Below are 13493 nucleotides of genomic sequence, written 5' to 3'. Positions count from 1 at the left end.
GGTGGGGGCAGGTCGCGCCCACGCGGCGGAGCCGCATATCGATACAGCCCCGCGCCCCTTAAAAGCGACTGTACTGGTCCGGCCTTTAGGGGCGCGGGGAACTGCGCGACCAGCCACGACGGCGCCGCACCCGAAAACCGGACCCGCCACCGACGCGATCAACGCCTTCGCAAATCCGCCACCCTAGCCGCGCGCTCCCGCTCCGGCGACTCCCCGCCCAGCACGCCCGCCGCGCGCAACCCCGGTCCCCCGCCCGGTACTTGACCCCGTCGCGGTGCCGGGAGGGGTACGTCCCGGCGTCGTTGCTCCCGCGTCGGGGCCTGATCACCCCCCTGGCTTCCCGACGCGCCGGCCACGGCGATCTGCACCCCCTGATCGGCAAGGGCCTGCAACTCCGTGGCCGCACGGTCGTCGTGACCCGGGGGCTCGTCGGTGACGAGGCGGGTGATCACGTCCGTCGGCACGGTCTGGAACATGGTGTCCGTGCCGAGCTTGGTGTGATCGGCCAGGACGACGACCTCGGCGGCCGCCTGGACGAGGGCCCGGTCGACGGACGCCGACAGCATGTTGGACGTGGACAGCCCGCGCTCCGCGGTCAGCCCGCTCCCGGAGAGGAAGGCCCGGGAGACGCGCAGCCCCTGGAGGGACTGCTCGGCCCCGCTGCCCACCAGTGCGTAGTTGGAACCGCGCAGGGTACCGCCGGTCATCACGACCTCCACGCGGTTGGCATGGGCCAACGCCTGGGCCACCAACAGGGAGTTGGTGACGACGGTCAGTCCGGGCACCCGGGCGAGCCGGCGGGCCAGCTCCTGGGTGGTGGTACCCGCCCCCACCACAATGGCCTCGCCCTCTTCGACGAAGCTTGCGGCGAGATCGGCGATGGCCGTCTTCTCGGCGGTCGCGAGATGCGATTTCTGCGGAAAGCCGGACTCCCGCGTGAACCCGCCCGGCAATACCGCACCGCCGTGTCGGCGGTCGAGGAGTCCTTCTGCCTCCAGTGCGCGCACGTCCCGCCGTACGGTCACTTCGGAGGTCTGGACGACGCGGGCGAGCTCACGGAGCGATACGGCCCCATTCGCTCGCACCATTTCGAGGATCAATTGGCGACGTTCTGCAGCGAACACGAAACTGACAGTAACCCCAACGACCGTCTGCTTTCAGGTGTTTGCGCCGAATAACGGAAGTTGTTCGTACAGCAGGACGGGAAGTGGTATAGGGCCTAGTCTCGCCGCCTATGCCGTACGAATGGTCGACAACTCCCCGTGACCAGCGGGGAGTCCACTTTCGCGTCAGACTTCGCCCGTCGCCTTCCGCGTGTGCAACTGCCGGGCCACCTCGGCGATCGAGCCCGAAAGAGACGGGTACACGGTGAAGGCGTTCGCGATCTGTTCGACCGTCAGGTTGTTGTCGACGGCGATCGAGATCGGATGGATCAGTTCCGAGGCGCGGGGTGCCACGACCACACCGCCGACGATGATGCCGGTGCCCGGGCGGCAGAAGATCTTGACGAAGCCGTCCCGGATGCCCTGCATCTTCGCGCGCGGGTTGCGCAGGAGCGGGAGCTTCACGACGCGGGCGTCGATCTTGCCGCCGTCGACGTCGGCCTGGCTGTAGCCGACCGTGGCGATCTCGGGGTCGGTGAAGACGTTCGACGAGACCGTCTTCAGGTTGAGCGGGGCCACCGCGTCGCCCAGGAAGTGGTACATCGCGATACGGCCCTGCATCGCGGCCACCGAGGCGAGCGCGAAGACGCCGGTCACGTCACCGGCGGCGTACACGCCGGGGGCGGTCGTCCGCGACACCTTGTCGGTCCAGATGTGACCCGAGTCGTGCAGCCTGACGCCCGCCTCCTCCAGGCCCATGCCCTCGGAGTTCGGGATGGCGCCGACGGCCATGAGGCAGTGCGAGCCGGTGATGACACGGCCGTCGGCGAGGGTGACCTCGACCTTGTCGCCGACGCGCTTGGCGGACTGGGCGCGGGAGCGGGCCATGACGTTCATGCCGCGGCGCCGGAAGACGTCCTCCAGGACGGCGGCGGCGTCCGGGTCCTCACCGGGGAGGACCCGGTCGCGGGAGGAGACGAGGGTGACCTTGGAGCCTAGGGCCTGGTAGGCACCGGCGAACTCGGCACCCGTGACACCGGAGCCGACCACGATCAGTTCGTCGGGGAGTTCGGTGAGGTCGTAGACCTGGGTCCAGTTGAGGATGCGCTCACCGTCCGGGCGGGCGTCGTCCAGCTCGCGGGGGTGGCCGCCGGTCGCGATGAGGACGGCGTCCGCGACGAGCGTCTCCTCGGTACCGTCGGCGGCCTTCACGATCACCTTGCGGGAACCGTCGATGGCCTGCATGCCGTCGAGCCGGCCCCGACCGCGCAGGACGCGGGCGCCGGCCCGGGTCACGGACGCGGTGATGTCGTGCGACTGGGCGAGCGCGAGGCGCTTCACACGCCGGTTGACCTTGCCGAGGTCCACGCCGACGACCCGGGCCGCCTGTTCCAGCGGTGGGGTGTCGTCGGCGACGATGATGCCGAGTTCCTCGTACGACGAGTCGAAGGTGGTCATCACCTCGGCCGTCGCGATAAGGGTCTTCGACGGGACGCAGTCGGTCAGCACCGACGCCCCGCCCAGACCGTCGCAGTCGACGACGGTCACCTCCGCGCCGAGCTGCGCTGCCACCAGCGCCGCTTCATAGCCGCCGGGTCCGCCACCGATGATCACGATCCGAGTCACGTACCCCATTGTCCCGCACGCTTCAAGGTGCTTCCGCCCGGGGGCGACGGGAGGTGCCGTCGGCGGCGTCGGGACCCCCGGTTACGGGAGTGGCGGGTGTGTCGGCTGCCGTACCCTCGAAGCATGTCGCTCTACGCCGCGTACGCCGGCAATCTCGACGCGCGGCTGATGACCCGCCGCGCCCCGCACTCGCCGTTGCGCGCCACGGGCTGGCTGAACGGGTGGCGGCTGACCTTCGGCGGCGAGCACATGGGCTGGGAGGGCGCGCTCGCGACGATCGTGGAGGCCCCGCGCTCCCAGGTCTTCGTCGCGCTGTACGAGATCGCGCCGCCCGACGAGGATTCCATGGACCGGTGGGAGGGCGTCGGCCTCGACGTCTACCGCCGCATGCGGGTCCGCGTGCACACCCTGGAGGGCGAGGAACCCGCTTGGGTGTACGTCCTCAACGGCTACGAGGGGGGACTCCCGTCGGCGCGGTACCTCGGCGAACTCGCCGACGCCGCGGAGTCGGCGGGCGCGCCCCACGACTATGTGATGGAACTGCGGAAGCGTCCCTGCTGAGGGTTTCCCACGGTCCTGCCGAGGGCTCCCCGCGATTCCGCTGAGCGCTTCCCACACATAACGCCCGTCACAGGTCTCGTTGGAAACGACAAGACAACGATCGCAATCCCGTGAGCTCTGTCATCTACGCGCGTAGGCCCAGACCAGCTACGCTCATCCGCGTGAACGCATCTCTTCTTCCGGACGACATCCAGGGCGACCCCCATGCCGCCGCTGACGCCGCCGCCACGCGCCTGCGCGAACTGACGGGCGCCGAGACCCACGACGTCGCTCTTGTGATGGGCTCCGGCTGGGGACCGGCCGTCGACGCCCTCGGCGTACCCGAGGCCGACTTCCCCGTCACCGAGCTGCCCGGTTTCCCGCCGCCGGCCGTCGAGGGCCACGGCGGCCGGATCCGCTCGTACAGGATCGGTGACAAGCGCACCCTGGTCTTCCTCGGCCGTACCCACTACTACGAGGGCCGCGGTGTCGCCGCCGTCGCACACGGCGTCCGTACCGCCGTCGCCGCCGGCTGCAAGACCATCGTCCTGACCAACGGCTGCGGTGGCCTGCGCGAAGGCATGCGCCCCGGCCAGCCGGTCCTGATCAGCGACCACATCAACCTCACCGCTACGTCCCCGATCGTCGGCGCCAACTTCGTCGACCTGACGGACCTGTACTCCCCTCGGCTGCGCGCCCTGTGCAAGGAGATCGACCCGGCTCTGGAGGAGGGCGTCTACGCCCAGTTCCCCGGGCCGCACTACGAGACTCCGGCGGAGATCCGCATGGCTCGGGTGATCGGCGCGGACCTGGTGGGCATGTCGACGGTGCTGGAAGCGATCGCCGCGCGTGAGGCGGGTGCGGAGGTGCTGGGTATTTCCCTGGTGACGAACCTCGCCGCGGGTATGACGGGTGAGCCTCTCAACCACGAGGAAGTTCTCCAGGCGGGCCGGGATTCCGCTACGCAGATGGGCTCACTGTTGGCCCAGGTGCTCGGCAGGCTGTAGGAACCGTCCCCAGGGGGCTCCCGCCCCCTGGACCCCAGGATAATTTCCCACCCACCCGCCTGTCTCGGTCGGTCGAGAAGCTGAAGTAACAACACACCACGAGAGGTTGACCGGACGTGCACGACGACGAACTCATCGCGCGGGCCAGGACCTGGCTCGCCGAGGACCCCGACGCGGACACCCGTGACGAGCTCGCCAAGCTCATCGACGCCGGGGACGTCGCCGAGCTCGCCGAGCGCTTCAGCGGCACCCTCCAGTTCGGCACCGCCGGCCTCCGTGGCGAACTCGGCGCCGGGCCCATGCGGATGAACCGCGCGGTCGTCATCCGGGCCGCCGCCGGACTCGCCGCGTACCTGAAGAAGAACGGCGGCAGCGACGGAGTCGTCGTCATCGGATACGACGCCCGCCACAAGTCCGCCGACTTCGCCCGCGACACCGCCGCCGTGATGATCGGCGCGGGGCTCAGGGCGGCCGTACTGCCCCGCCCGCTCCCCACCCCCGTACTCGCCTTCGCCATACGGCACTTGGGCGCGATCGCCGGCGTGGAGGTCACCGCCAGCCACAACCCGCCCCGGGACAACGGCTACAAGGTCTACCTCGGCGACGGCTCCCAGATCGTGCCGCCGGCCGACGCGGAGATCGCCGCCGAGATCGAGGCGATCGGCTCACTGCACGACGTGCCCCGCCCGGACACCGGCTGGGAGACCCTCGACGACGCCGTCCTGAACGCCTATCTCACCCGCACGGACGCCGTACTCGCCCCCGGCTCGCCCCGCACCGCCCGCACCGTCTACACGGCGATGCACGGCGTCGGCAAGGACGTGCTGCTGGCCGCGTTCGCCCGGGCCGGGTTCCCCGAGCCCGTGCTCGTCGCCGAACAGGCCGAGCCCGACCCGGACTTCCCGACCGTCGCGTTCCCCAACCCGGAGGAGCCCGGCGCGATGGACCTCGCCTTCGCGCGGGCCCGCGCCACGGACCCCGACCTGATCATCGCCAACGACCCCGACGCCGACCGCTGCGCCGTGGCCGTCAAGGCGGACGGGAACTGGCGGATGCTGCGCGGCGACGAGGTCGGCTCCCTGCTCGCCGCGCACCTCGTGCGGCGCGGCGCCCGGGGCACCTTCGCCGAGTCGATCGTCTCCTCGTCCCTGCTGGGCCGTATCGCCGAGAAGGCGGGTCTGCCCTACGAGGAGACCCTCACCGGCTTCAAGTGGATCGCCCGCGTGGACGGCCTGCGCTACGGCTACGAAGAGGCCCTCGGCTACTGCGTGGACCCGGACGGCGTACGCGACAAGGACGGCATCACCGCGGCGCTCCTGATCACCGAGCTGGCGTCCGAGCTGAAGGCGGAGAACCGCGATCTGCTCGATCTCCTCGACGATCTCGCCGTGGAGCACGGTCTGCACGCCACCGACCAACTGTCCGTCCGCGTCGAGGACTTGTCCCTCATCGCGGATGCCATGCGACGGCTGCGCGAGCAGCCCCCGACCGCGCTCGCGGGGCTGGCCGTCACCAAGGCCGAGGACCTGACCGAGGGCACGGACAAACTCCCGCCCACCGACGGCCTGCGCTACACGCTCGACGGCGCCCGCGTCATCGTCCGGCCCAGCGGCACCGAGCCCAAACTGAAGTGCTACCTGGAGGTCGTGGTCCCCGTCGCCACGCACGCCGACCTCCCGGCGGCCCGGGCGCGGGCCGCCGAGACCCTCGCGACGATCAAGCGGGACCTGTCGGCGGCGGCCGGTATCTGAGCGTCGTATCCGGCGGGGTGCCCGCCGTGACCGTCCCGCACAGCGGTCAGGACAGCCACCGCGCTACGAGCAACGCGGTCCACCCCAGACCGAGGAGCACGGCGAACGGCCACAGCGGGCGTCCGTGCTCCTTCTCGTCGCCCTCTCCCGTAGGGCGCAGGGCGGGATCGGCGATCATCGCGGAGAGTTCGGCGGCCAACGCGTCGTAGGGATGGATCCGTCCGCGCCGGCGCTGCCACCAGGCCCAGCGGGGCGCGGCCACCGACCAGTCGTCGCCGTGGCGCACGCTCAGCTGCAGTTCGAAGGACTCCCGGCGGACCGAGCGAAGGTCGTCCCAGGGGATGTGGCGCGGGGCGCGCAGCCGGTTCAGCCAGATGCCGGTGCGGTCGGCGGTGACGCGCCAGCGCAGTTTCACCGGGACTCGGACGGCGCACATCAGGCCGGTGAAGAGCAGCAGCGCTCGGAACCAGAGGCTGTCGTCGATCGCCAACAGGAAGTACCCCGCACACCACTGCACCGTCAGGAAGCTCGCCAGCCAGTCCGCCGGCCCCGCCCGCCAGCGCCGTACCGGCACCACGGTGGTCCCCGCCCGCACGGTCGCGGCCAGTTCCTCGTCCCGCGCCGCCCGGACCGCCGCCCGCTCCTCCCGGGCTAGCCGTCGCCGCGCCACGCCCGCCGGCAACGGCCGTACGGGCCCGGTCGACCACTCCGCCACCGGCGGCTCGCCGGGCTTCTCCGCCGCGCCGATCAGCAGGATCTCGGCGCCGTCGCAGGGCGTGCCGTACAGGACGGCCTCGCGCAGGGGGGCGGGACCGGCGGCCGCGTGCGCGTCGAGGAGTTCCTCCGGTTCCTCCGGCGCCGCCTCGTCGTCCTTGTCGCCCCCCTCTCCCCCGTCGTCGCGTGCCGCCCTCGTCGCGACCGTGAACAGCGGTCGTAGCGCCTCCGTGTCGTCCGTCGCGTAGATCACCGCGTCCTCGTGCTCGTCCTTGCCGACGAGGACGCGCAGCACGGGCGCGGGTGTCGTGCGCAGCGTGATCGCCCGTCGTCGGCCGAGGGCTCCGGAGAGGAGCAGGGTGAGTGCCAGGCCCACCGTGAACAGGCCCTCCGCGACCGCGAGTTGGCGGTCGCCCGCCCCGCGCCACAGGCCGGAGGTGGCGAGCAGGACTACACCGAGTACGCCCAGGCCGGCCCCGGACTTGAGGAAGAGACCGCCCCGCCGCACCGGCCCGTCCGCGTCCGGCGGCACGGCCGTGACCCCGTCGGTCGCGGCCAGGGCGCTTTGCCGCTGGCGGGCACGCGCGCGTGCCCGTAGCTCGGCGGCCGTCACGGAGGCCAGGACCAGCAGGGCGGCGCACACCAGGACCGGCCACGGCAGCCCGGTCCCCCGTACCGCCACCAGCACGATCAGCGCGGGGGCGGAGAATCGTACGACCTCGGGGCGCCACAGCCACCAGACAGCCTGGAGCGGCAGGAGCGCGATCAGGTCCGGGGGCAGGTCCGTCGTCGCCAGCAGGCCGAAGGCAGCCAACAGGGCGCACCAGATCGCCAGTTCGACGGACCATCGCCGCGGCCGGACCGGCACCCACCACGGCACCACCGCACCGGCCCACACGCGCGCGTGCTCCCCGTTCCAGTCCACGCACCCGTCGGGTATCGCGGAAACGGGCAGCGGCGACGACTCCCGGACGTTCGTGGTCATGACATCCCAGAGAGGTGTGAGTGGGGAGGTGCGAGGACGGCTACGCCGGTGCGGGCGGTGTCCGTCCGGTCAGCCCGTCGCCAGCAGGATCGCCAGGAGTACGGCACCTGCGACCGCCGGGGCGATCACCTCGTACGCCCAGCGCACGGTGACCTCGCCCTGCGCCGACTCCGCCTGCTCCCTGGTCTCCAGCAGCTCACGCAGGTCGGTCATGATCTGGTCGGACTCCGCGCGTGTGGGACCGGCCGGCACGCTTCCGCCCCGCATGGCGCTGCCCGCGCCCATCCCGCCGCCGAACCCGCCGAGCCCGCCGCCGAAGCCCAGGGCACCGGACCTGCCGCCGCGCTGCGCTCCCGCCGCCTCCGACGCGGCCCGTGATTCGCGCCGCGCCGCCTTCTTGCGGGCCCGCAGCGAGACCGGGACCGCCCACAGCTGGAACTTGGCGCCCGCCTTCGTGACGGCCTCGTTCGAGAACCCGGACCGCAGCGTGGCGATCTCGCCCCACGGCAGCACGACGACCCGGAACGGGTTGCGGACGCGCAGCCGGTCCTGGTTGGAGTACACCGCCGGGCGCAGCGTGAACGCGGCGATCGCCGGTACGACGAGGATCATGCCCGCGAGGGCGAGCCACGGGGTGCGGCCGTGGCCGCTCGCGAGGGCGTCGATGCCGAGCCAGCCGACGATGGCCAGCAGCAGGACACCGCCGACGAGGCCCGCGGGTGAGCGGTAGATCCGGTCTTTGGTCTCGGGGAGCGGGGTCGTCATGGTGCGATTCTGCCTCAGGGGTTCGCCTGGTCGCCGATGGGGACCTGTTCGTTTGCGAGTGCAGGTCCACTGTGGCTGGTCGCGCAGTTCCCCGCGTCCCTTTGGGGCGCGCATCTCCCCGGGGTGTACAGCCGCTACGCGCGTAGATATGCTCGGGTGGTGACCATGCCCACCACTGCACCCACAGCACACGCTCTCGGCGACGTCACCGCGTCCGACAGCACGCTGCGCCGCTTCCTCCACGGGCTGCCCGGCGTCGACGCGGTCGGCCTGGAGGCGCGTGCCGCCTCGCTCGGGACCCGTTCCATCAAGACCACCGCGAAGGCGTACGCCATCGACCTCGCCATCTCGATGGTCGACCTGACGACGCTGGAAGGCGCGGACACCCCGGGCAAGGTCCGGGCGCTCGGCGCCAAGGCTGTCCGCCCCGACCCGACCGACCGCACGAGCCCCTCGACCGCGGCCGTCTGCGTCTATCCCGACATGGTGGCCACCGCCAAGGAGGCCGTCGCCGGTTCCTCCGTGAAGGTCGCCTCCGTCGCCACCGCGTTCCCGGCCGGCCGTGCCGCGCTCGACGTGAAGCTGGCCGACGTGCGCGACGCGGTCGCCGCGGGCGCCGACGAGATCGACATGGTCATCGACCGCGGGGCGTTCCTCGCGGGCAACTACATGAAGGTGTACGACGAGATCGTCGCCGTGAAGGAGGTCTCGGGCGCCGCCCGCCTGAAGGTCATCTTCGAGACCGGCGAACTGTCGACGTACGACAACATCCGCCGCGCCTCCTGGCTCGGCATGCTGGCCGGCGCGGACTTCATCAAGACGTCCACCGGCAAGGTCGCCGTCAACGCGACGCCCGCGAACACCCTGTTGATGCTGGAGGCGGTCCGGGACTTCCGCGCCCAGACCGGCGTCCAGGTCGGCGTGAAGCCCGCGGGCGGTATCCGCACCTCCAAGGACGCGGTCAAGTTCCTGGTCATCGTCAACGAGACGGCGGGCGAGGACTGGCTGGACAACCACTGGTTCCGCTTCGGCGCGTCCTCACTCCTGAACGACCTGCTGATGCAGCGTCAGAAGCTGGCCACCGGCCGCTACTCCGGCCCCGACTACGTGACGGTGGACTGATCCAACATGGCATCCACATCTGCATCCGCTTTTGAGTACGCACCGGCGCCCGAGTCCCGCTCGGTCGTCGACATCGCGCCGTCCTACGGCCTGTTCATCGACGGCGAGTTCACCGAGGCGGCCGACGGCAAGGTCTTCAAGACCGTCAGCCCCAGCACGGAGGAAGTCCTCTCCGAGATCGCCCAGGCGGGCGAGGCGGACGTCGACCGCGCGGTGAAGGCCGCCCGCAAGGCCTTCGAGAAGTGGTCGGCGCTGCCCGGCTCCGAGCGCGCCAAGTACCTGTTCCGCATCGCCCGGATCATCCAGGAGCGCAGCCGCGAACTGGCCGTCCTGGAAACCCTGGACAACGGCAAGCCCATCAAGGAGACGCGCGACGCCGACCTCCCCCTGGTCGCCGCGCACTTCTTCTACTACGCGGGCTGGGCCGACAAGCTGGACCACGCCGGCTTCGGGGCGAACCCGCAGCCCCTCGGCGTCGCGGGCCAGGTCATCCCCTGGAACTTCCCGCTCCTGATGCTGGCTTGGAAGATCGCCCCGGCGCTGGCGACCGGCAACACGGTCGTGTTGAAGCCCGCGGAGACGACCCCCCTCTCCGCACTCTTCTTCGCGGACATCTGCCGCCAGGCCGGTCTCCCCAAGGGCGTCGTCAACATCCTTCCGGGATACGGCGATTCGGGCGCCGCGCTCGTCGCGCACCCGGACGTGAACAAGGTCGCCTTCACCGGCTCCACGGCCGTCGGCAAGGAGATCGCTCGCCAGGTCGCGGGCACCCGCAAGAAGGTCACCCTCGAACTCGGCGGCAAGGGCGCGAACATCGTCTTCGACGACGCCCCCATCGACCAGGCCGTCGAAGGCATCGTCACCGGCATCTTCTTCAACCAGGGCCAGGTCTGCTGCGCGGGCTCCCGGCTCCTCGTACAGGAGTCGATCCAGGACGAGTTGATGGACTCGCTGAAGCGGCGGCTGTCCACGCTGCGCCTCGGTGACCCGCTCGACAAGAACACGGACATCGGCGCGATCAACTCCGCCGAGCAGCTCTCCCGCATCACCACGCTCGTCGAACAGGGCGAGGCGGAGGGCGCCGAACGCTGGTCCCCTGAGTGCGAACTCCCGTCCTCCGGCTACTGGTTCGCCCCGACGCTCTTCACGAACGTCACCCAGGCGCACACCATCGCCCGCGACGAGATCTTCGGCCCGGTGCTGTCGGTGCTGACCTTCCGTACGCCCGAGGAGGCGGTCGCGAAGGCCAACAACACGCAGTACGGCCTCTCCGCCGGCATCTGGACGGAGAAGGGCTCCCGCATCCTCGCGGTCGCGAGCAAGCTGCGCGCGGGTGTCATCTGGTCCAACACGTTCAACAAGTTCGACCCGACCTCGCCGTTCGGCGGCTACAAGGAGTCGGGCTTCGGCCGCGAGGGCGGTCGCCACGGCCTGGAGGCGTACCTCGATGTCTGATCGCAACAACGAACGCCTCAGCGTCTTCAAGACCTACAAGCTGCACGTCGGGGGCAAGTTCCCCCGTAGCGAGAGCGGCCGGGTGTACGAAGTGACGGACTCCAAGGGCAAGTGGCTCGCGAACGCGCCCCTTTCCTCCCGCAAGGACGCCCGTGACGCGGTCGTAGCAGCCCGCAAGGCGTTCGGCGGCTGGTCCGGCGCGACGGCGTACAACCGGGGCCAGATCCTCTACCGCATCGCCGAGATGCTGGAGGGCCGCAAGGACCAGTTCGCGCGTGAAGTCGCCGACGCGGAAGGCCTGTCGAAGTCCAAGGCGGCTGCCGTGGTCGACGCGGCGATCGACCGCTGGGTCTGGTACGCGGGCTGGACGGACAAGATCGCGCAGGTGGTCGGGGGCGCGAACCCGGTAGCGGGCCCGTACTTCAACCTCTCCTCGCCCGAGCCGACAGGCGTGGTCACCGTCCTCGCACCCCAGGAGTCGTCGTTCCTGGGCCTGATCTCGGTCGTCGCCCCGGTGATCGCGACCGGCAACACGGTCATCGTCATCGCGAGCGAGAACTCCCCGCTCCCGGCACTGTCGTTGGGCGAGGTGCTGGCCACCTCCGACCTCCCCGGCGGAGTCGTCAACATCCTCTCCGGCAGGACGGCGGAGATCGCGGCACCCCTCGCCGCGCACCAGGACGTCAACGCGATCGACTTGGCCGGCGCGGACGACGTACTGGCGAAGGAGCTGGAGATCGCAGCGGCCGACAACCTCAAGCGGGTTCTCCGTCCACAGCCTGTGGATTACACGCAGACCCCGGGCATCGACCGCCTGACGGCCTTCCTGGAGACAAAGACGGTCTGGCACCCCACGGGTTCACTGGGGGCAGGTGGCTCCTCGTACTGACGCAGGGGGCGTGTCAACGCGGGGGGGGACGTGTCGTATCAAGCGGCCGCAGGCCGCTTGTCCAGGGGCGCGGGGAACTGCACGACCAGCCACGACGGACGCGCACCCGGCAACAAGTCCGCAGTTCCCCGACCGCCCCCGCAACTCAACCCCCGAGCAGCCCCGTCACCTGCCCCACCACCGGCATGCTCCCGATCGACTGAGCCTCCGCCACCGGCCCCGTCAACGCCTGCGAGGCCAGCGGCTGAAAGTCGGCGAGCTGGGTCGCGACCCCGTTGTCGAGCGGGTCGACACCCGTCCCCGCGAGCGGGTTCGGCTTGAGCCCGGCGACCGGCCCGGTGACGTAACCGACCGTGCCGGTAAGGGCGCCCAAGCCGGCCGCGGGGTCGATCTTGCCCAGAGACGTGGGCCGCGTCCGCATCACGTCGACCACCGGCGCGGTGTCCGCGGCGGCCGTCGCCGCGCCCGCGCCCACGGCGCCTGAGGCGATCGCGAGGGCGACGAGGGCGCGCTGGGCGGTCGGATGCGGAGGGGACGTGTGTCGTGCCATTGCTGGTGCCACCTTCTGGTGCGCAGGGTAATCAGGTCGATACGAAGGGTAGTTGACGTGTGATGCGCGTTCCACTGGCGACCCGCGGGGTCGGCAGGACGTACGGAATGCGTCAAACTGGTGTCCCGTGAGCATCCTTTCGCCGTCACCGGCCCGTGTCGTGCTGCTGTGCGGCCCCTCGGGTTCCGGCAAGTCCCTCGTCTCCGCCCGGTCCGGTCTGCCCGTGCTGCGGCTCGACGACTTCTACAAAGAGGGCGACGACCCGACGCTGCCGCAGGTGGCGGGGAGTTCGGACATCGACTGGGACCACCCCGGCTCCTGGGACGCGGACGTGGCGGTCACCGCGATCGTCGAGCTGTGCCGCACGGGCCGTACGGACGTGCCGGTCTACGACATCTCGCTCAGCGCCCGTACGGGCACGGAAGCGGTCGATGTCGGCCGGACCCCGTTGTTCATAGCGGAGGGCATCTTCGCCGCCGAGGTCATCACCCGCTGCCGGGAACTGGGCGTCCTCGCCGACGCGCTGTGCCTGAGCCGGGGCTCGGTGCGCACCTTCCGCCGGCGTTTTCTGCGGGATCTCAAGGAGGGCCGCAAGTCCGTGCCGTTCCTGTTGCGGCGCGGCTGGCGGCTGATGCGGCTGGAGCGCTCGATCGTGGCCCGGCAGACCGGGCTCGGCGCATACGCCTGCGACAAGGACGAGGCCCTGGGCCGGCTCGCCGCGGCGGCGGTCGGACGGCGCCCGGCGGCGGCTTCCACGCCCGCCCCCGACCCGGCCCCCGCCCCCACCAGCTGACGGCACACAAAAAGCGGGACTGGACGGACCCCCCGGCCCTCCAGTCCCGCTCTCTCCGTTCCCCCGTGGTACTTCCCCCGTGCTTTCCCCCATGGTCCGGCGGGGCCCCGGCGGGGGGCCCGCGGGCCCGGCGCCGGCCGGGCCCCCCCGCCCCGCCCCGCGCGCGGGCGGGCCCCCCGCGGCGGGGGGGCGG

At 71.1% G+C, this 13493-nt stretch carries 12 protein-coding genes; 7 read left to right on the top strand and 5 right to left on the bottom strand.

All coding sequences use genetic code 11. The features are described 5' to 3' along the window. Positions 1–158: 158 nt before the first annotated feature. Together ACFWP5_RS48570 and ACFWP5_RS48565 are read right to left on the bottom strand one after the other, a co-directional pair. A complete protein-coding gene (locus ACFWP5_RS48570; protein WP_384172551.1) occupies positions 159–1124 on the bottom strand; it encodes a DeoR/GlpR family DNA-binding transcription regulator in 966 nt (321 codons plus the stop codon). A 165-nt stretch (positions 1125–1289) separates the two neighbouring features. Further along, positions 1290–2738 (bottom strand): NAD(P)H-quinone dehydrogenase, encoded by a 1449-nt coding sequence (locus ACFWP5_RS48565; RefSeq protein WP_384172548.1) that lies wholly within the window; start codon positions 2736–2738, stop codon positions 1290–1292. A 114-nt stretch (positions 2739–2852) separates the two neighbouring features. Between ACFWP5_RS48565 and ACFWP5_RS48560 the strand changes: the two genes are divergently transcribed. The 3 genes from ACFWP5_RS48560 to ACFWP5_RS48550 all read left to right on the top strand — a co-directional run bounded on the left by ACFWP5_RS48560 (position 2853) and on the right by ACFWP5_RS48550 (position 6027). Beyond that, positions 2853–3290: a gamma-glutamylcyclotransferase gene (locus ACFWP5_RS48560; protein ID WP_019055782.1), complete on the top strand. Its 438-nt coding sequence runs from the start codon at positions 2853–2855 to the stop codon at positions 3288–3290. A gap of 161 nt (positions 3291–3451) precedes the next feature. Then, entirely contained in the window at positions 3452–4276 is an 825-nt protein-coding gene (locus ACFWP5_RS48555; RefSeq protein WP_384172545.1) for a purine-nucleoside phosphorylase, read from the top strand. 116 nt (positions 4277–4392) lie between these two features. Further along, positions 4393–6027 (top strand): phospho-sugar mutase, encoded by a 1635-nt coding sequence (locus ACFWP5_RS48550; RefSeq protein WP_384172542.1) that lies wholly within the window; start codon positions 4393–4395, stop codon positions 6025–6027. Between the two features lie 46 nt (positions 6028–6073). Here ACFWP5_RS48550 and ACFWP5_RS48545 read toward each other — a convergent pair whose 3' ends face one another. Beyond that, positions 6074–7726 carry a hypothetical protein gene (locus ACFWP5_RS48545; protein ID WP_384172540.1) on the bottom strand — a complete coding sequence of 551 codons (1653 nt, stop codon included), beginning with the start codon at positions 7724–7726 and terminating at the stop codon, positions 6074–6076. 69 nt (positions 7727–7795) lie between these two features. Further along, positions 7796–8491 carry a PH domain-containing protein gene (locus ACFWP5_RS48540; RefSeq protein WP_384172537.1) on the bottom strand — a complete coding sequence of 232 codons (696 nt, stop codon included), beginning with the start codon at positions 8489–8491 and terminating at the stop codon, positions 7796–7798. Positions 8492–8656: 165 nt separating this feature from the next. Here ACFWP5_RS48540 and deoC point away from each other — a divergent pair, with 165 nt between their 5' ends. From deoC to ACFWP5_RS48525, 3 genes are read left to right on the top strand one after another with little or no spacing between them, the layout of a single operon-like run. After that, positions 8657–9613, top strand: coding sequence for a deoxyribose-phosphate aldolase (deoC, locus tag ACFWP5_RS48535; protein WP_384172534.1), 957 nt, complete (start codon positions 8657–8659; stop codon positions 9611–9613). Positions 9614–9619: 6 nt separating this feature from the next. Further along, on the top strand, positions 9620–11068 hold the full coding sequence (locus ACFWP5_RS48530) for an aldehyde dehydrogenase family protein (RefSeq protein WP_384172532.1): 1449 nt from the start codon (positions 9620–9622) through the stop codon (positions 11066–11068). After that, on the top strand, positions 11061–11957 hold the full coding sequence (locus tag ACFWP5_RS48525) for an aldehyde dehydrogenase family protein (RefSeq protein WP_384172529.1): 897 nt from the start codon (positions 11061–11063) through the stop codon (positions 11955–11957). Before ACFWP5_RS48530 ends, ACFWP5_RS48525 begins: the two co-directional genes overlap by 8 nt. Before the next feature lie 145 nt (positions 11958–12102). Here ACFWP5_RS48525 and ACFWP5_RS48520 read toward each other — a convergent pair whose 3' ends face one another. Further along, entirely contained in the window at positions 12103–12507 is a 405-nt protein-coding gene (locus tag ACFWP5_RS48520; RefSeq protein ID WP_384172526.1) for a hypothetical protein, read from the bottom strand. Positions 12508–12634: 127 nt separating this feature from the next. On the opposite strand from ACFWP5_RS48520, the gene ACFWP5_RS48515 reads away from it, so the two are divergent. After that, positions 12635–13300: a uridine kinase gene (locus tag ACFWP5_RS48515; RefSeq protein ID WP_384172524.1), complete on the top strand. Its 666-nt coding sequence runs from the start codon at positions 12635–12637 to the stop codon at positions 13298–13300. Positions 13301–13493: the final 193 nt, after the last annotated feature.

Source organism: Streptomyces sp. NPDC058469 (assembly GCF_042721125.1).
Taxonomy (GTDB): Bacteria; Actinomycetota; Actinomycetes; order Streptomycetales; family Streptomycetaceae; genus Streptomyces.
Note: the sequence above shows the minus strand (reverse complement) of the source record. Positions and strands in the feature narration are given on the sequence as shown.

Coding starts and splice junctions, on each gene's coding strand:
- ACFWP5_RS48565 (WP_384172548.1), bottom strand. CDS start 2,738: ATGGGGTACGTGACTCGGATCGTGATCATCGGTGGCGGACCCGGCGGC.
- ACFWP5_RS48560 (WP_019055782.1), top strand. CDS start 2,853: ATGTCGCTCTACGCCGCGTACGCCGGCAATCTCGACGCGCGGCTGATG.
- ACFWP5_RS48545 (WP_384172540.1), bottom strand. CDS start 7,726: ATGACCACGAACGTCCGGGAGTCGTCGCCGCTGCCCGTTTCCGCGATA.
- ACFWP5_RS48540 (WP_384172537.1), bottom strand. CDS start 8,491: ATGACGACCCCGCTCCCCGAGACCAAAGACCGGATCTACCGCTCACCC.
- deoC (WP_384172534.1), top strand. CDS start 8,657: ATGCCCACCACTGCACCCACAGCACACGCTCTCGGCGACGTCACCGCG.
- ACFWP5_RS48530 (WP_384172532.1), top strand. CDS start 9,620: ATGGCATCCACATCTGCATCCGCTTTTGAGTACGCACCGGCGCCCGAG.
- ACFWP5_RS48525 (WP_384172529.1), top strand. CDS start 11,061: ATGTCTGATCGCAACAACGAACGCCTCAGCGTCTTCAAGACCTACAAG.
- ACFWP5_RS48520 (WP_384172526.1), bottom strand. CDS start 12,507: ATGGCACGACACACGTCCCCTCCGCATCCGACCGCCCAGCGCGCCCTC.